Source organism: Methylobacillus sp. DLP286 (assembly GCF_056636515.1).
On the sequence record NZ_CM153145.1, the window covers coordinates 2184340 to 2203601 of the forward strand.

Sequence of the window (19262 nt, forward strand, 5' to 3'; positions counted from 1 at the left end):
CGGTTTCAACATGTGGGCCTGCCAAGGAATGCTGAACGCATGCCACCATTAACATTTCCCCGCCTGTTGGTGGTCGATCCGACACCCCTTGGCCTCGTATGCGCCACCAGCCAATTAAGGCAACTGTTTCTCGGAGACTGGCCGCAAGAAAACTTTCTGCAAGTATGGTACGAAAGCGATGTGGCACAACCGTTGCACACCATGAGGCTAGGGCAGTCCTTCCAAGAAAGCGCCATGCATGCGGGCTCCATCGAGGCTGTGATGGAAGAATGTATCCGGTTCGCCCCGGAAGTCATCTATCTCCGGCCTGTGGAATCCGGCACCTTGCTCGGGTTTGTGGAACGCCTGCAAGCGAGGACCCCGGCGCCGCTGGTCGTGCATATGATGGACGACTGGCCGGAGCGTCTGCGCATCCAAGACCCGGCACGGTTTTCCTGGTTCGACGCAAGCTTGCGGCGCATTCTGGCAAACAGCTCGCGTCGCTTGAGCATAGGCACCGCCATGTCGAGGGCCTATGCATCCCGTTATGGCGGTTACTGGCTCCCCTTGGCGAACGGCGTGAATCTGTCAGACTTCACGGCGCATCGCACTGCGGTTGACGCCCCGACTGCCGGGAAAGCCCCGTTCATCCTCCGCTACATGGGATCGCTTGCCTCGGACATGACTTACGGCAGCGTCCGGGACGTAGCCGAAGCAATCGCCTCATTGCAGGAAGAATGCCCGGTCAGCTTTGAAATTTACACGTCCGAGGAATGGCTGGACAAGGCAATCCATGACATGGGCGGCTTGCCGGGCGTGTCCGTACACCGGCAGGTCGATGCCGAAGCCTACAAAAAAATACTATGCGAGGCGGACGCGCTGCTGATTGCCTATAATTTCGATGCCGTCAGCATGGCCTACACGGGCCTGTCCATGGCCAACAAAATGCCTGAATGCCTGGCGTCGGGCACGCCGGTGCTCGCTTATGGCCCGCCAGGGAGCGCGACTATTGCCTACCTGCGCGATGCGGGATGTGCGGCGCTTGTCACGGAAAAGGCGCCTGGCAAATTGCGCGAGGCAATCAAGGCCCTGGCGCTGGCACCGGAAACACGGCAGGCACTCGCCGCCAAGGCGCAAAAGCATGCGGCTACGCACCTTTCCCGGAGCATTGTGCAAAAGAAATTCAGGCAATACGTCTCCTTTTCCCCGCTGCCGGCAGGGCATGTGCTGGTCGGGCCTTTCGAGAGAAAGCAATCCGCCCATTACGACGAAACGCAATCCATCGCCCATATGCTGGCCGGGACATACAGCCCGGATAAAACCATGATCGATGTCGGCGCGCATTTCGGCTCCGCATTCCGGCCGTTCCTGAACAAGGGCTGGCATATCTACGCCTTCGAACCGGACGACAGAAACCGGGGCAAGCTGCTGGAAGGCCTGGCGAGCCATGCCAACAGGCACCTGGTGACGCTGGACGCCCGCTGCGTCAGCAACGCCACGGGGCATGACCTGTCGTTTTACCGCTCCGAGCAAAGCTCGGGCATCAGCGGCCTGTCCGCCTTTCACGAATCCCATGTCGAAGCACAACGCGTCAGCACCGTCACCCTGGGCGATTTCTTCCCAAACGGCGCAATACCCGGGATCGACTTTCTGAAGATTGATACCGAGGGCCACGATCTTTTCGTGCTGCAAGGTTTTCCCTGGGAACAGGCCAAGCCTGCCGTGATCGAATGCGAATTCGAGAATGGCAAGACCGCCCCGCTGGGCTACGACTTCCACGACCTGGCGCAATTCCTGGTGGACAAGGGATATACGGTGTACGTCAGCGAATGGCACCCCATCCTGCAATATGGCGCACGCCATGATTGGCACTGCCTGGCAAAGTATCCCTATGAACTGCAGGATGAAAAATCCTGGGGAAACTTGCTGGCTTTCCGCGATCCCGTGGATGAGCTCGTGCTGGCAGAAGCCGTCGGGAACCTGATCCGCTTTTCTCCGCGTGACTCTTCACCGCTCGGTTTCGTTTCGCATTTGCTCGATCTTGGCGGTTTGCCGCTCGAAGTGCTCGGCGACAAGTTCGACGTTACCTGGTACCAGCAACGCAAGGTCTTTGAAGAAAAAGTGTCCTTGCTCTACCGTTTCATCCGCGAGGAAGGCTTCACCGAATTCATCGACGTGGGAGCCAACGTCGGCTTCATCTCCATCCTGGCCAAGCTGGCCGTTCCAGACCTGCATGTCATCGCGCTCGAACCTGATCCGCGCCTGGTTGAACTCATGCATCGCAATATTGCAAGGCTGGATCTGGAAAACATCCAGGTGATCAATGCAATCGTCGGCGAGGAACCCTCTCCGCGAGCTTCTTTCAGCTTGAATCCGCACAGCAGCCTCGATAACCGCGTCAATGTCAGCGGATGGCAGAAAACGCTGCTGCCTATGGTACGACTTGACCAGGTGCTGCATGACCGGGGCATCGCGGGGAAAACATTTTTCAAGATTGACGTCCAGGGCTTTGAACATATGGTGTTGCGCGGCTGCGAACCATGGTTGCGCGCGCACCGGGACTGGATGATCAAGATGGAGTTTGCGCCCGGCCTGCTACGTTCACAAGGGGCAGACCCGCTAGCCTTGCTTGCCTGGCTCCAGGACGACTGCGGGTTTGAAGTCGCCGAACTCAGCGAGCGGATTCCCTACGGCACAGCCGGGCTGGAATCATTGTTTGCCTACTCATTGCAGAAGGATCAGAGGGCAGCTTTTGTGTCATATGTCGCCGCCCTCAACCGGGGTGAGCTGGGCGGCCAGGTGGATTTATTGATTCGCCCAGGCCGGGAGCATTGCGCTGATCGCCAGGCGCTTGAACCATGATGACCCTGAGCCATATGCCACCAGCGGGCCAAGCACCGTCTGCGCGTGAGTCCTGCCCGGTATGCGCCTCTCCATACATGGCCTATGCGAGGGATGTGCCTACACGCAGGACCAAGAGGCAGATCGCCTTGCTTTCCTGCCTGGAATGCCAGAGTTTCTGGAATCCATCTGGCTATGCCGAAGATAAGGCCAGCTCGACATTGCATATGGAATATACAAGGCGATCAATGATTGCACGGTTGGAAATTCATGTTTGATATCATCCGCAAAACTGATTATTGGGCAGCACTGGATGACCCTCAAGTATTCTCGCGGCTGGGAGGATTTACCCTCAAGGCGCTGGATGGCTTGAAGCACATACAGGATGCCTGGTCACTGCATCAATTGCTCCCGCTGCGCAATCTGCGGATCATTGAAATAGGCGGAGGCGCCAGCCGCGTATTGCCCGCGCTGGATGCAAGCAACGAACGCTGGAATCTGGACGAGTTCCTCGGCGATGGCAATGGCGTAACGGCTCCGGTGGAGCTTGAGGGATGCAAGCTGCTGCGCAAGAAACTGGGCGATTTCCCCCCAGAGCTGCCGGACGCTTACTTTGATCTGGCATTCAGCATTTCAGTCATTGAGCACATTCCTGCAGAGGCCTTGCCTGGTTTTTTTGCAGATCATGCGCGCATCATGAAACCCGGCGGAATGGCCTATCATGCAATAGACATTTATGTCGGGGATGAAGGCAGTCCGGAGCTTGAAGAGCGGATAGACCTCTATTTGAGCAACATACGTGACCATGGCTTCGTTTTCGTCTCCCCTCCGGCACTGGCCCGCCCCGCCTCTTTCCGCTGCGAGATGGCCTCCAATTCCGATTGGGGCATGTGGCGCTGGAACAAAAACGTGCCTGCTTTACAAGACATACGCCGCATATCTCAATCGGTCAGCATTGCCGCGATTATTCAAAAAGGCAGCTAAGCCATGTTCACTGTCAGCAAAAAATTGATTGTCCTTGGCAATGGCCCATCACTCAAAGGCATTGATTTCCATACATTCCGTGGCGTGGATACGCTGGGCATGAATGCGGCATACCGGTATTGGCAGAGAATCGGCTGGTATCCGGATCATTATGCATGCCTCGACGACCAGCTGATCGAAACGCATGCTGAAGCCATTTACGACATGATCATGACCGGCAAGGTGAGATCGGCTTTCCTGATCGGCAAGATTCTTGATTTTTACCCGGACTTGCGGGAACGGGAAAACGTATTCTTCCTTGAAAGTTTTAACGCGGTTCGGCAACAACGTGTTGCGGAACGCGGAATCCCGTTCATTTTCTCGATCCCGTTCCAGGAGTCCGACGCCAGCAAAGTGACGACTGGCGCCTATGCGGTACGTTACGGCGCCCATCTCGGCTATGACGAGATCAGCGTTCTGGGCGTGGATTTGCGCTATGTCGAATTGCTTCCTGAAGCAAGGCAGGCGGAAGGCATTAAACTGGTCATGGCCGAAACGCCACAGCACAACCCGAATTATTTCTTTGATGACTACCAGCAGGCGGGCGACAAGTTCAATGTCCCCAATCCGGCATCCCACGGGGAAAATCTCCATGTAGCGGCATTCAGGATCGTTGCCAACGACCGGGAACAATTCGGCTGGAAAACGAGGATATTCAACTCAAACCCGCAATCCGTCCTGTTCGACGAACAGATATTCCCTTTTGTCCCGGCAAGGGACTTTCTGCATAGGCGCCCCTTGGGAGCCATCGTGATCCCCACCACGGCAACGGAACTGGATCAATTATTGGTCAATGTCCAGATATGGGATCAGGCAGCCTTTTTCCCTTTGCAGGCCGCATTACCCGAGGAAAACAAACCGGACCTGGTGTTTGCCTTCAGCGGTGAAGAAGACCCGGCTTCGGCATCACTGTTGCTGGAGGCGGTCGCACGAACGCGGCGGCTGCAGCAATGCTTTTCCCGCGTCGAGGTCGAATTCATCGGCCTGGATGCGTCCCTGGACTATTACCAGCGGGATTACAACCGGGCTGTGACCGGCAAAGGCTTCAAGTCAGGGCCGAACGAACAGTTCTTCAGGCTGATGGATATGCATGCAGGCGTGGGCGAATTCATTTTCTACATGGAGTGCGATTGCGTCCCAGTGCAGGCCGGCTGGCTGGACAGGATAATAGCGCTGGCGGCAAGCGACCACGAATCCTGGCTGATTGGCAGCTACTATCGCGGCATCGCCAAGCTCGACAAACGCTTTTCCAGGCACATCAATGGCAATGCGCTATATAGAGTGGGTTCTTCCGAATTCATGGATTTCGTCAGAGCGTTCTGGCATCCACGGCTGCACCAGGTGATTGAGTCCGTCGATCCGCGCATGGCTTATGATTGCCTGTTGAGCTACATCTTTACGGATGCCGATCCGTTCGCAGCAAATGAAGCCTGGCAACTCCTCCAGGAGACAGGCCACCGCTTCCGGGCAACCGCGCTCATCCAGAACATATCCGCCGCCGCGGACGCCGCCCGCGAAGACATTCCCGAGCTTGTCCTTGAAATACGGCAGCGGCATCCGGAAACCTACCTGTTGCACGGGCATGCGTTCCTGAGACTCGTACAGAAACATGCCTTGCGCCAGGAAATGCAGCAGGAAGACGTATTGTCGTGGGAAAAAATCATTGAAGACGAAGTCAAGCGCCGCTTAAACCCGCAATGACGCATTGCTTCCTCAATCCAGGCATTAACCGGCCTTTATCGCCACTGTTCCGGCAATGCGCCCTCGTCTTTCCCTCCTATACTGTTGCAATATGGTCTTGCCCAACAAGCATGAAAAAGGTAATACAGAATGGCAGATAGGTTTCCGCTAGTCAGCATCGTCGTACCTGCGTACAAGATCACGTATCTGACAAGAACGCTGCGCAGTGTGCTTGAGCAGACCTATCCTGCACTCGAGATCGTCATCTGCGACGACGGCACTAGCGTATACGTTGCGGAAATTGCCGACACGGTACAGGCTGACACAACCATCCCCGTTCGCTATTTCAAGAATGAAAGCTCCCTGGGAGAATATGGCAGCACCGCCAGGGGCATCCGCCTGGCCCAAGGAAAATACATCAAGCTCCTGCATGACGATGACATGCTGGAACCTGATTGCATAGCCGAACTGGTGGCCGCCTTCGAGAACGAAGCGAACGTCGCCTTGGCTTCTTCGCGGCGCCAGCGGATCGACGGCGATGGCGAGCCGTTGCCGGACATCCTGCCGACCTGCTTCCCTTTTTCCGGCGACGTGCTGATCGACGGCAAGGAACTGGTTTCGTTCCTGGGCGACCACACGATCAACTTCATCGGCGAGCCCAGCTGCATCCTGGCGCGGCGTGACGACCTGCTGGCGATTGCCGATGAGCTGATGTCGCTCAATGGCAAGGAGATTCACTGGGTTGGCGACCTGGCGCTGTATGCCAAGCTGTTGCAGCGGGGCAACCTGGCGTTTCTTGCCAAGCCCTTGACCAAGTTCCGCGTCTCCAGCGCGCAGTTCAGCCAGGCAGGCCGCGACCAGGTCGGCATCGGCGACAAGGGCCATGCGGACTTCCGTAAGGCCATCCGCGACCTGGGCTGGTATCGCACGTCGGGCGACAACAAGCTGGTCGGCGTCGCGCCCATCACGCAGTTGAAGGCGCGGGTGTTCAAGCCGGTCAACCTGCTGGCGGCGCTGCACCGCGCAGCAGGGCTGGGCAGCGTATCGTTGGCAAGCTGGATGAATATACGCCGCCCCACGAAGGTACAGCAGGCGCTCGTCGACCAGCGCCTGGCGGCGCAACAGGGCGGACCGCGCATTGCCGTCATGCTGCTCGATCGCGCAGGCTCGGCCGAGTCTATCGAACATACGCTGGCCAGCCTGCAAGAAGGCAATCTCTACCGGAACCTGGAAATATGGGTATTCTCTTCCTTGGCCTTGCCCCATCTTGCAGACAAGGCCAAGGTCGTGGCGCTCGATCCAGGCGGGAACAGCGCCAGCGCCATCAACGGCGCCATTGCCGAAACGCGGGCGGAGTGGGTCCTGCTGGCCGAGGCTGGGTCCGACTTCATGCCCAGCGGACTGCTGATCGCCGCGCTGGACTTGCCGACGCTGCCGGCATCCTGCCATGCCGCCTATGCCGACGACATCATCCGCCTGGAAGACAACGAGCTGGGCCTCAACCTGCGCCCTGACCTCAACCTGGACTTGCTGCTTAGCTTTCCCGCCAGCATGTCGCCGCATTGGCTGTTCCGCAGGACGACCCTGATTGAGCAAGGCGGCTTCTCCGCCACATCGGGCCGTGCCTTTGAGCTGGAATATCAATTGCGCCTGATCGAGCAATTGGGCTTGGGCAGCATCGCCCACGTCAGCGAGCCGCTGCTGATCGGCAAGCAGCTGGACCTGCAGGCATATCCGGAAGAGCAGGCCGTCATCGCGCAGCACCTGGCCGCACGCGGCTACGAGCAACCTGTCGTCCACAGCCACTTGCCGAGGTGCTATGCAATCGATTACGGCCATGCGCAGCAGCCCGGCGTCAGTATCCTGGTGATCGTCAAGGACCGGCTGCCGCAAGTGCAGCGCTGCCTGGAAACCTTGCTCGAGCACACCAGCTATCCCAATTACGAAGTGCTGTTGCTGGACCATGGCAACCAGGCCGCGGACATTCGCAATTGGCTGGCGGGCATTGAGTCCATGGCCTTGCCGCAATTGCGCGTCCTGCGCTTCGATGCTGGGATCGCGCGCGAGGCCCTGTGCAACCAGGCAGCCCAGCATGCCCATGGCGACTTCCTGCTCTGGCTGGGAGACGGCGCCGGCATCCTCAACCAGGACTGGCTGCAGCAGCTCCTCAACCACGGCTTGCGCCCCGAAGTAGGGGCTGTCGGCGGCAAGCTGCTTTCCGCCGACGGCAAGATACGCCATGCCGGCTTGTTGCTCGGCCTCAACGGCCCGGCAGGACGTGCGTTTGAAGGCCTGTCCCACGACGAGGGCGGCTATATGCAACGCTTGCAGGTCGACCAGCAGTACTCTGCATTGAGCAGGGAATGCCTATTGCTGCGCCGCGAATTATTCCTGCAGGCAGGAGGTTTCGATGAGAACCCCTTGCTCTCGCGCTGGTGCGATGTCGACTTGTGCCTGAAACTGCAGCAGGCGGGCTTCCTCAATGTTTGGACGCCGCGGGTGACGCTGCTGATGGACATGCCGGCCGCCGCTGCCGCCAGCGCACGGGAAGAGGATGCCATGTACGCCCGCTGGCTGCCCGTGCTTGCGCGCGACCCTGCCTACAATCCCGGCTTCTCGGTCAAAGCCGAGCCAGGCTTCAAGCTTGCCGAGCCGCCGTTGTCGTGGCGACCGTTGCAAGCCTGGAAACCGCTCCCGGCCATCCTCGCCCATCATGCCGATCCCTACGGGTGCGGCCATTACCGCGTCATCCAGCCCCTCATCGCCATGCGCGCAGCGGCGCTCATCGATGGCACGATATCCGGAGACCTGCTATCGCCGGTCGAGCTTGAGCGCTACCAGCCTGATGCCGTCGTACTGCAGCGCCAGACCACGGAAGACCGGGTCGAGGCGATACGCAGGATCAAGGCCTTTTCCCAGGCTTTCAAGGTGTATGAATTGGACGACTACCTGCCCAACCTGCCGATGAAAAGCATGTACCGCAAGCACGTCACCAAGGATGCCGTCAAAGCCTTGCGGCAGGGGCTGGGGTTCGTCGACCGCTTTGTCGTCTCCACCCCCGCCCTGGCCGAAGCGTTTGCCGGGCTGCATGCCGATATCCGCGTCGTCAAGAACCGCTTGCCCGTCAGTTGGTGGAAAGACCTGCAAGCCCTGCGCCGCACCGCGGCAAAGCCTCGCGTGGGCTGGGCCGGAGGCAACAGCCATACCGGGGATCTGGAACTGATCGCCGATGTGGTCAAGGAACTGGCGGACGAGGTGGAGTGGGTGTTCTTCGGCATGTGCCCGGAAATGCTGCGCCCCTACGTGCATGAATTTCATGGCGGGGTCGCCATCGACAAATACCCGTCAGCCCTGGCCGGCCTGAATCTCGACCTTGCCTTGGCACCGGTCGAGCAGAACCTGTTCAATGAGTGCAAAAGCAACCTGCGCCTGCTGGAATACGGCGCATGCGGCTTTCCTGTCATTTGCAGCGACATCCGCTGCTACCAGGAGGATGACCTTCCCGTCACCCGGGTGAAGAACCGCTTCCGCGACTGGGTGGATGCCATCCGCACGCATATTGCAGACCTGGATGCGGCAGCCGAGGTGGGGGATGCGTTGCGCCAGGAAGTGCTCAGCAACTGGATGCTGGAAGGAGAGCACCTATACCACTGGCGCCGCGCCTGGTTGCCGGACGGCGATTAACGTCGGCGCATCGTTGCATGTCAGTGCATGCTGACATGCAATTCATCCTCATCCCGACTCTCTCCGAGCCGCACGTGCTCTACCATGGTTACCAGATGAATCGCCATGCGATTTTCTACTGAACAATTCAACAAGGAGTACACCATGAACTGGGATCAAGTAGAAGGTAACTGGAAGCAACTCAAGGGCAAGGTGCGCCAGCAGTGGGGCAAGCTCACTGACGACCAATTCGAGCAAATCAAGGGCAACCGCGAAATGTTATCCGGCAAGTTGCAGGAGCTCTATGGCATCTCCAAGGAAGAAGCTGAAAAGCAAATCGACTCCTTCAACAAGAGCTGTACCAAACACTAGTCAAATAGTGTGATTTGATTCTCCTCTAGTATTACTCCCTCTGCCGGCCTTTTGGCCGGTTTTTTCTTGTTGATGGTCTGGGTTTTGCTTAAGTATCATCATAAGAATTTACCGAGTCTCGCCCATGGCCTTGCCCAGCTTCAGCTATCTACAATGCAGTTTTGCCGGAATGGATTTCATCCTGCGTATCGAGTCCAGATTGTTGTCGCCCGCAATCCTTTCCGGCAACCGCATTCTCAAGACCATGCCAGCTCCCGCATTCTGCCAGGCCGTTCCGGCAGAATATTTCGAAGCGATCGAAGGCAATAAACTCTACAAACTGGCTTATTGCCTGGAAAACCTTGCGTCGCTGCCGCCTGCCAAACGCATCTGGAGTTATGGCTCAGCCCAGTCCAATGCCATGCTGGCCTTGAGTGCACTCGCACAACTCATGGGCACGGAATTTCATTACGTGTTGCCATATATCGCCGACGAGCTGAAAACGCAGCCCAAAGGCAACCTGGCCTTGGCATTGGATCGCGGCATGCAATTGCATATCGACAGCAAACTGTACCGCCGCATGACGCAGCAGGCGTTCGTGCCAGGCGATGATGAATGGATATTCGCCGAGGGAGCCAACCATGCGCATGCGGCGCACGGCTTCGCATACCTGGGCGATGAAATCGCTGAGGTGGGCAACACATTGGGGTTCCGCCAGGTATTCCTGCCGTCAGGGACCGGGACCAGCGCGTGCCATTTGGCCGCCTTGATGCCAGAAATGGCGGTCATGACGACGCCGGTTTATGGCGATACGCCCTATCTGCAGCAGGTATTCTCAACCCTGCCGCAGCAAAACCATCCTGCCATCCTGACACATGAGCCGCACTACCGCTTTGGCTCGCTGTACCGCGAGCTGTGGGAATTGCAGGCCGAACTGGCGGCAGAAACCGGCATCAGTTTCGACCTGCTGTACGACCTGCCTGCCTGGGCCTGCATCCTGCAACACCGCGAGCATTTCAAGCAGCCCTGGCTTTACCTGCACCAGGGCGGCATGAAGGGCAGCGCCACCATGCGTGAACGCTATGTCAGGATGTTCGGGGCGGAGCGGCCCGTCAAGGCGGGCGCCTGATCAGAAATCCAGCGTCAAACCAACATTGACCGAGCGGCCCATGCCAGCCAGCGCGCTCATCGGGCCTGCCGCATTCTCCGCTTTCCAATTTGCATAGTTCACGCCACCGGTGGGCAACAGATAATAGCGGTCAAACAGGTTAGTCACGCTGAAATCGAGACGGGCCTTCTGCCATTGGTAGCTGCTGCGCAGGTCCACCAGGGTATAGCCGCCTGTTTCAGGCTCGAAACGCGCATCGTCGACGCGTGTCTTGCTGTCGATGAACTGCACATCGATGCCATTCGACCAGGGCCCCTTCTTCTGCTCCAGGCTGATGCGCGCATTGAGCGGCATGATCTGGTAGAGCGAATCCCCGTTGGTGCGCTCCCCGCACGTCCAGGCCAAGCTGCCACGCAGCCGGCCCTCGCCCCAGGCACTGTCCTGCCATAGCTGCTTGGCACCATCGGCATTGATGCCGTAGAAGCGGGCATCCTGATTGTCAAAACGCAGCAAAGCATTGGTGGTGCCGACGCGACTCAGAGGATTGAACGTCCCGATACGCTCGACACCGATGTAATCCTGCACGTAGGTGAAATAAGGCGTCACCCGCACCTGCCAGGACTTCTTCCTGGCATCATGCCAATCCAGGGTGGCGCTTACCGTGTTCGCTTTCTCCGGGCGCAAATCAGGGTTGCCAACATAGCCATTGGCATCGCCAAACCAACCAATCATGGTGCGCGCCATGGTGCCAGCTCCCCAGGAGTAGCGCTCATATAGATTTGGCGAACGTGTCTTGCGTGCATATCCGAACTCCACGCTGGAACTCTCGGAAATCTCGTATTTCCCTGTCGCAGTCAGGTCGAAGTGATTGTCGCTGGCAGAACGGCTGCCCGCGTTGAACGCGCTCGCAGCGGCAATATCCGCCATACCCATCATGCCGCCATAGGCCTGTACCTCGCCGGTGCTGGTGCGCACATGGTCAATACGGGCACCCAGCAGGGAACTCCAACGGCTGTCCCATTGGGATTCCACCTCCGCAAATATGCCGGCGCGGGTACGCCGGCCGTCATTGATATTCACATAAGTGTTAGGCCCCATCATCATGGTATCGCCGGGTATCGCAGGCCAGAAATCATCCAGCGTATTGCGATGCAGGTCGTTCCCTAGGCGCAGGATATGGACATCACCAATCGGAATTGTCGCCTTCACGCTATAGCCCATATCCTTGCCATGCGTCTTCATCGGCATGGCGCCGGTCTTCTCGGAGGTGAAGAAACCCATTTCATGGCGCACTTCCTGCCAATAGACGTGGGTATCCAGGTCGCCCCAGGCAAAACGACGGCTGTAGCTCGCATTGATGGAATCCGCCTTGTTGTCGACCAGGTCCATGTATTGATTGGGGAAGCCCTGGTGGGGCACTTCCTGGTGGCTGAGGCGCAGCACGAAATCCTCATTCTCGCCTTTGACGCCGATCGTCAAGGTCTGAATATGGCGCTCGAACTGGGTCGCACGCACCTTGTCGCCGTTACCGTCACGGTAGCTCTGCCCACGGTCTATGGTGCTGGTGAAATTCAGGCTGAGGTTGTCGCTAGCAGCCGTCGCATTCAGCGCAGTGCTCAAGCCGTTGTTGTTGCTGCGGTAGACCGTGGAGAAGCTGCCCTTGTATAGCCATGCATCAGCATTGGCGGCGTAGATGGGCTTGGCGGAATCCACGGCGATCGTGCCGGCAATGCTGTCGCCTCCCATGCTCACGGGCGTAATGCCGGCCAGCACGCTGACATTGGCCACCGCGGCTGGCGAAATATAGGTCAGCGGCGCATTCATGTTGTTGGCGCAGGCCGCCGTCAACTCAGCACCGTCGACCAGGATACGGATGCGGTTGTCGTTCATCCCGCGGATATTGGGCAGGGCGGAAATTCCCCCTGCCTGGTAGGAGTACACGCCTGTGTAATCCTGCAGAAGGCTGGCTGCGTCAGGGCTGTTGACCATGCGCTTGTGCAGATTGCTATTGCCGTCATGCGCATGCGCCGTCACCTCGATTTCCGGCAGATGCTCCATATGCTCATGCTCCGCATGGGCAGCACTGCTGAATACTGACGCCAGCACCAGCGCCGTCCATTTCAGCGGCATTGCCTGATGCGCTCCCGCGCGCGCTCTTACCTTGACCTTCATTTCCGCTCCCGACTCCAAAACTGTAAATTGATACATTACAAAACGCAGGATTGTAGTTGGAATGGGATATCTCAACGATGCGGCATAATGTCGCACCATGAACATGTTCCGGATGGGATAAACAGGTATAATTGCTCGCCTGTGCGGGCGTAGTTCAATGGTAGAACGCCAGCTTCCCAAGCTTGATACGCGGGTTCGATTCCCGTCGCCCGCTCCAATACCTCGCAATTTCCCGGTAGACCGGAGTCTTTCGGCAAGAGGTGAAGTATGAATCCCTTGGTCGTTATTCACTTAGCCAGGCCATTGCAGCATCGAGAAATTTCACGGCAATAACATTTTCTGCGGCAAAGGCAACGTTACGATGCCCAACTGATTTCAAGGCCCTGGTTTTTTAACCTTGGTCGCTGTCAACCGAGCGGATATTGCCCTGTACGCCTGAATTTATCCATGAAAACCGCAATACACCGCCGCCAGGCATTATTCGCATTTTTCCTGCTGACCGGGCTGGCCGTTGCCTCCTGGGTCACGCGGACTCCAGCCATCCGGGACCAGCTCGGGGTCTCGATCGCAGAAATGGGCTTGATCCTGTTCAGCATATCCGTAGGTGCCATGACCGGTATCTTGAGCTCGGGCAAACTGGTACAGCACTGGGGCACAAAACCCGTGATCCGCGTAGGCATGCTGACCCTGCTGGTCGGCCTGGGCGTCATGGCGGCGGGGTTGGCATTGACGCTGGCGCTATTGGTCGCACTGGGCCTCATGGTGTTCGGGTTGGGCATCGGGCTGGGCGAGATCGCGCTCAATGTCGAAGGTGCCGAAGTCGAGCGCATCACCCATAAGCCTGCGCTTGCCATGCTGCATGCCGGTTTCAGCCTGGGCACCTTCCTGGGAGGCATCGTGGGTATTGGCCTGGCCAGCATTGCGTTCCCGGTGACATGGCATGTTGCCCTCACTGCGCTGGCGGGAGTCCCGGTTGTCTTGTGGGGATTGCGGGCTATTCCAGCCGGGATAGGAATCGAGTCGCCTAAATCCGGCCAATCCATACTGAGGCAAGAGACGGCCCAGCCGTTCAAACCATGGCGCGACCTACAACTGATGTGCATCAGCCTGATCGTGCTGGGCATGGCGCTGGCAGAAGGCTCGGCGACGGATTGGATTCCCATCCTCATGGTGGATGAGCATCATTTCAGCGCCGCCATCGGCTCCATGATCTATACCGGTTTTGCCGGCATGATGGCGCTGGGCCGCTTCAGCGGCCACTACTTCCTCGAACGCTACAGCAGGGTGTCGGTGGTCCGCGCAAGCGCGCTGCTTGGCGTCATCGGGATCGGCATGGTCATTTTTGCCAATCATCCTTATGTCGCCGCGGCGGCAGTCCTGTTTTGGGGCCTGGGTACTTCGCTTGGCTTTCCGCTGACCATTTCCGCGGCCGGCGATACCGGCGACGGCAGCCATTCCACCGCGCGCGTCAGCATCGTCGCGACGGCTGGCTATGTCGCTTTCCTGGCAGGCCCGCCGTTGCTGGGATTTATTGGGGAACATTATTCCTTGCGCCATGCCTTATTGGTGGTACTGTTCTTTGTGGGGCTGGCGTTCTTCCTCGCGCGTGCAGTATCCCCGCGCAGTTGAGGACTTCATATTGGTAGGACCGTTAATTGAGCTGAGGTTTTACCAAGTTTTACAGAAATGGAGGCAATTGCCGATATTCTGCTATTTACAGCCTAACAAAATTCAGTGAGGCGCTTCTGGCTAGGCGCCATGCCGCAGGCGTTACAAGGGCCAGGACAAGCAGAGCAACCACGTCATGGGAGTTTTGCTGGACGGTTTTTAGTAGGGCATTAAGCCTAATTTCCTGCAATAGCTTGCTGGGATTTGATCTTGGTGAATATGAATCAATGTCATCAATGCTTCAATCTTTTGCATCTGGCTGTATGATAATAATGCAACTGATCCTCTGCATTAACGATTGTCCGTCATTCGAAGCGATTGTGGAGGCTGTGCCTAGTACCCCCCTGGACTAAGAACATAGGTAATTATGAAGACCCTCAACCTCGTTGATACCGCCAAGGTGCTGATCCTTGATGACCAGGCCGTCAGCCGCTCTATCCTGTCCAAAATTGTCAGGAACCTCGGGCGCGGTATCAAAACATTCGAGTTTTCCTCGCCTACCGAGGCATTGCTCTGGGCGCAAGACAACACCGCAGACCTGCTGCTGGTCGATTATGAAATGCCGGGCATGAACGGCCTGTGCTTCATCAATGAAATCACGCGCCTGCCCCAGTACCAAACCGTGCCCACCATCATGATCACGATCAAGCAGGATGTGGAGATCCGTTACGCCGCGCTGGATGCGGGCGTCACCGATTTCCTCACCAAGCCGGTGGACATGCATGAATGCATGGCGCGCTGCAAAAACCTGATCACCTTGCGCCAGCAGCGGCTGACCCTGGAAGACAAAAGCCGGCTGCTAGAGAGCATGGTGCGCGAGGCCACCGAGAACATCCTCATGCGGGAAAAGGAAACCCTGATGCACCTTGCCCGCGCCGGGGAATACCGCGATTACGACACCGCACAGCACCTACTGCGCATGTCGCTTTACAGCCGCGTGCTGGCAGAGGCATTGGGCTTCCCTGAAGACGAGGCAGAGCTGATCGAGTTGGCCGCCCCTCTTCATGACATCGGCAAAATCGGCATCCCCGACAGCGTGCTGCTCAAGCAAGGACCGTTCACGCCGGAAGAGAAAAAGGTCATGCAGCGGCACCCGCTGATCGGCTATGAAATCCTGCAGGGCAGCCCGTCCAAGTACCTGCAGAAAGGCAGCGAGATCGCGCTCGCGCACCACGAGAAGTTTGACGGCTCGGGCTACCCCTATGGCATGTCCGGCCAGGAAATTCCTCTATCGGCCCGTATTGTGGCGGTAGCGGACGTATTCGACGCCCTCACCAGCCGCCGCCCCTACAAGGAGGCCTGGAGCGTGGATAAGGCGATCGAATACCTGATTGCAGAAAACGGCAAGCATTTCGACCCGGAATTGATCAAGCTCATACCCGATGTGCATATGCTGTTCGAGGAAATTCACAAGCGTCATGCTTCCTAAGAGCCTGTTTAAAAGTTGCAAATTTCCCCTTCAGGGGACTTGAATATAACTTTATCTAAGCGCAACCTAATACACGCACCGGAATAATAGAAGCTGCAATCTCGATTGCAGCGCTTTCCAACTTTTAATACTCGACCAGCATATGTCATTGATGCAACCCTTCAAGCGGGCCAGGCAGTACTGGCTGACTCTGAGCAGGCATTGCGACCCGCTGGAGCTTGAGCAGGCCATCATCCGCATCTGGCTGTGCATGGCGTTCCTGTCCTTCCTGATCTACCGCGAAGTCACCGGCCTCAACACCATCAGCCATGCCTTCCCGCTCGCCATCCCGATGACGGTGGTGTTCCAGGTGCTGTCCTTCGTATTGATCGGGCTAATCCTGTTCACGACAAGCCATGCCGCCTTGCGCAGGCTGTCCGGCGCATGGCTGGATATCGGCCTGCCCACCATGTTCATGGCGATGACCGGCGAACTAGGGGTCATCCTGGTCGGGGTATACCTTTGGGTGACCTTCGGCAACGGCTTCCGCTTCGGCAAGAAATACCTGCTGCACTCCCAGGCGCTGAGCGTGATCGGCTTTCTCTATACCATCAACGTCAACCCGTTCTGGCTGGAACACAGGGCCATCAGCTACAGCCTGTTGCTCATGTTGGTAGCGTTGCCGCTCTACGTCGCCACGCTGATCACGCGCATCGAGGAGGCCAGGCAGAAAGCCGAGGTCGCAAACCACGCGAAAACCCGCTTCGTCGCCAACATGAGCCACGAAATCCGCACTCCTCTCAACGGCATCATCGGTATCAGCACCCTGTTGCGCAACACGCAGCTCAACCACGAGCAGGACGAGCTGCTGCGCACGCTCGAGAGCTCGTCCAAGCTGTTGCTCTCCCAGCTCAACAACGTGCTGGACTTTTCCAAGATCGAGCAGGAAAAGCTGCAAGTGGAAAAAACCGAGCTTTCCCTGCGCGAGCTGGCCGAGCAAACCATCGAGGTATTCAAGGGCCAGGCGCTCAACAAGCGCATCACCCTGGAAAAAAGCATCGACCTCGACGACGTACGCGTCAAGAGTGATCCCTACATCCTGCAGCAGATCCTGGCCAACCTGGTCGGCAACGCCGTCAAGTTCACCGAGCGCGGCTCGGTCACGCTTGCCGTGCACACACTGGAGTCGACCGCCGACCAAGGCATATACCGCATCGAGGTTATCGATACCGGCATCGGCATTTCCGACGAGCAGCGCGAACGCATTTTTGAAAGCTTCACCCAGGCAGACATCTCCACCACGCGCAAGTTTGGCGGCAGCGGCCTAGGCCTCACCATCGCCAAGCGCCTGGTCGAAGCATTGGGCAGCGAGCTGCACCTGACCAGCGGCCTCAATGTCGGCAGCCGGTTCTGGTTCGACCTCACGCTGGAAATCGTCGCACCTGCGCCTGTCGTTTCGCTTGCCGCGGTCGACAATAATCCCCAGCCCTCCACCAAGCCGCTCAAGATCCTGGTTTGCGAGGACAATGTCACCAACCAGACCATCATCGTCAAGCTACTGCAACTGCCCGGCCACAATGTCGCCGTGGTCGACAATGCCGATGAGCTGCTGGACAGGCTGGAAATCGAGCAATTCGACCTTGTGGTATCCGACCTCAATATGGCCGGAATGAATGGGATAGACGCGCTGAAGCTGTATCGCTTCCTGCGGCCGGACGACAGGGAAACCAAGTTTATCCTGTTCACTGCCGACGCAACGGTGGAAACCAAGTCTGCAGCCGAAGTGGCGGGCTTCGACGCCTACCTGACCAAGCCGATCGAAACCAAGCTGTTGTTCGACACGATAGCCAGCCTCAAGGGCGGCCTGCCGGTTTCGGGCCAGGTGGCACAGTTTTATGCGAAAAAGAATGCGGCTCCGCCGCAGGAAGCAGCAAAGGCAAACGACGTATTGTCGCCTGCGACGCTGTCGGAACTGGAACTGCTGGGCGGGCAGGACAGCATGTTCGTACCCCGCCTCCTAAGCAAGTACGTCACCGACTGTGGAGCGTTGGTCAAAGTCATCAAGCAGAATCTCGGCGCCAAGCGTTATGGCGAACTGCACGAGTTTTGCCATGCGCTCAAGGGCAATAGCCTGAGCATCGGTGCAGTCACCGTGAGCAAACAAGCGGATATGATGGACAAAGCCAGTCCTGAGGAGCTGCGTTTCCGCGGCACCATCATGCTGGATCAACTCGAGAAAGAGTTCGAGGCAGCCACGCAAGCCATTAACGACTACTTGAGTAGTCGGCAGGCTGCCTCGAGCTAGCTGTCATCCTGCTGCCCTGACGGCTTCTTCCTGATCTCCCACCTTGGTGTTCTGGGCGCGCACCAGGCGCTCCATCACCTTGAGGTTGCGCTCGGTCAGCCGCAATGCCGCATCCACCCAGATTTCCGTGATGTCGAGCAGCTCCTGCTTGGTAACCGGGTTGACGCGCTGCTTGGCCTTCTGGATCGCCTGGAACGAGTTCAGCGACTTATGCGTCTTGCGCACCCAGTCATGCAACGCTTTCTCGCCCTGGCCGGTTTCTGCCAGCACGTCCACCACCCCCATGTCGTAAAGCTCTTCGGCGGTGTAGACCTTGCCCGAGCGGATCATCTTATCGGCGGCGCTCAATCCGATCCGGCGCGACAGGAAGCTCATCGCCCCCATGCCGGGGAACAGGTTGAACAACACCTCGGGCAAGCCCATGAGCGCGCCTTTCTCGGCGATCAGCACATGCGCGGACAAGGCAGCCTCGAATCCGCCTCCCATGGCCTGGCCCTTGACCAGGGAAATCGTGGTGATCGGAGCCTGCATATTGTAGAAGGTCCAGAGGTTGTCTATGCACAAATGGGCATATTCCAGCAGCTTGCTCCTTTCCTTCTTCTCAATGGCTTCCTTGAATGTTGCCAGGTCGCCGCCCAGGTTGAACACGCCTTCCACATCGGACGCCAGCACCAGGTAGTTTGTAGCCTGCTGCGGACGGTGAAGCGGATTGGCATGCGATGCCTCGATCTGCGTCTGGTTCATCAGCAGTTCGCTCATGCAAATCCGGTTGAAGCACGGCCGCGGGTTGGGCTGCATAAACAGCCATGTAATACCGAACTCGGGCTCATAGTGGGCACGTACTTGCTCAAATTGAACAGTGTTTAAAGGATTGAAATCAACAACGGCATTCATAAAGAACTCCCCATAAAGGTTAAAAAAATCACACTACACTCGCAGACGTAGCACAATTGTATTGCAAGGTAAATGCCTGATTGATTATTAGAAATTCAACATTCTTTAAACTTTGCCGTTAATATCCACTCTTGACGCCAAATACCACCGATGGAAATAAAAAAAATGAT

The 19262-nt window shown here is 57.6% G+C and carries 11 protein-coding genes and 1 tRNA gene; 10 read left to right on the forward strand and 2 right to left on the reverse strand.

Annotated elements, in window-relative coordinates:
* Window positions 1-39: 39 nt before the first annotated feature.
* The 6 genes from ACWXTG_RS10395 to ACWXTG_RS10420 all read left to right on the forward strand — a co-directional run bounded on the left by ACWXTG_RS10395 (window position 40) and on the right by ACWXTG_RS10420 (window position 10666).
* Window positions 40-2841: an FkbM family methyltransferase gene (locus tag ACWXTG_RS10395; RefSeq protein ID WP_480219851.1), complete on the forward strand. Its 2802-nt coding sequence runs from the start codon at window positions 40-42 to the stop codon at window positions 2839-2841.
* A 249-nt stretch (window positions 2842-3090) separates the two neighbouring features.
* Window positions 3091-3804 (forward strand): methyltransferase domain-containing protein, encoded by a 714-nt coding sequence (locus ACWXTG_RS10400; protein WP_480219852.1) that lies wholly within the window; start codon window positions 3091-3093, stop codon window positions 3802-3804.
* A 3-nt stretch (window positions 3805-3807) separates the two neighbouring features.
* Entirely contained in the window at window positions 3808-5544 is a 1737-nt protein-coding gene (locus ACWXTG_RS10405) for a hypothetical protein (protein WP_309565905.1), read from the forward strand.
* A 129-nt stretch (window positions 5545-5673) separates the two neighbouring features.
* A complete protein-coding gene (locus ACWXTG_RS10410) occupies window positions 5674-9207 on the forward strand; it encodes a glycosyltransferase (protein WP_480219853.1) in 3534 nt (1177 codons plus the stop codon).
* A gap of 144 nt (window positions 9208-9351) precedes the next feature.
* A complete protein-coding gene (locus ACWXTG_RS10415; protein WP_011480867.1) occupies window positions 9352-9558 on the forward strand; it encodes a CsbD family protein in 207 nt (68 codons plus the stop codon).
* A 169-nt stretch (window positions 9559-9727) separates the two neighbouring features.
* Window positions 9728-10666, forward strand: a complete 939-nt coding sequence (locus tag ACWXTG_RS10420; protein WP_480219854.1) for a hypothetical protein — start codon at window positions 9728-9730, stop codon at window positions 10664-10666.
* Here ACWXTG_RS10420 and ACWXTG_RS10425 read toward each other — a convergent pair whose 3' ends face one another.
* Window positions 10667-12775, reverse strand: coding sequence for a TonB-dependent receptor (locus ACWXTG_RS10425; RefSeq protein WP_480219855.1), 2109 nt, complete (start codon window positions 12773-12775; stop codon window positions 10667-10669).
* A gap of 185 nt (window positions 12776-12960) precedes the next feature.
* On the opposite strand from ACWXTG_RS10425, the gene ACWXTG_RS10430 reads away from it, so the two are divergent.
* The 4 genes from ACWXTG_RS10430 (at window position 12961) to ACWXTG_RS10445 (ending at window position 18198) form a co-directional block, all read left to right on the forward strand.
* Window positions 12961-13034 (forward strand) — tRNA-Gly (locus ACWXTG_RS10430).
* 230 nt (window positions 13035-13264) lie between these two features.
* Complete coding sequence (locus ACWXTG_RS10435) at window positions 13265-14446, forward strand: MFS transporter (RefSeq protein ID WP_480219856.1); 1182 nt, start codon at window positions 13265-13267, stop codon at window positions 14444-14446.
* Window positions 14447-14852: 406 nt separating this feature from the next.
* Entirely contained in the window at window positions 14853-15914 is a 1062-nt protein-coding gene (locus ACWXTG_RS10440) for an HD domain-containing phosphohydrolase (protein ID WP_309565910.1), read from the forward strand.
* Between the two features lie 151 nt (window positions 15915-16065).
* Window positions 16066-18198, forward strand: a complete 2133-nt coding sequence (locus ACWXTG_RS10445) for an ATP-binding protein (protein ID WP_480219857.1) — start codon at window positions 16066-16068, stop codon at window positions 18196-18198.
* Window positions 18199-18201: 3 nt separating this feature from the next.
* Here ACWXTG_RS10445 and ACWXTG_RS10450 read toward each other — a convergent pair whose 3' ends face one another.
* The gene (locus ACWXTG_RS10450; RefSeq protein WP_480219858.1) at window positions 18202-19092 is read right to left on the reverse strand and encodes a crotonase/enoyl-CoA hydratase family protein; all 891 of its coding nucleotides are present in this window, start codon (window positions 19090-19092) and stop codon (window positions 18202-18204) included.
* Between the last annotated feature and the right edge of the window lie 170 nt (window positions 19093-19262).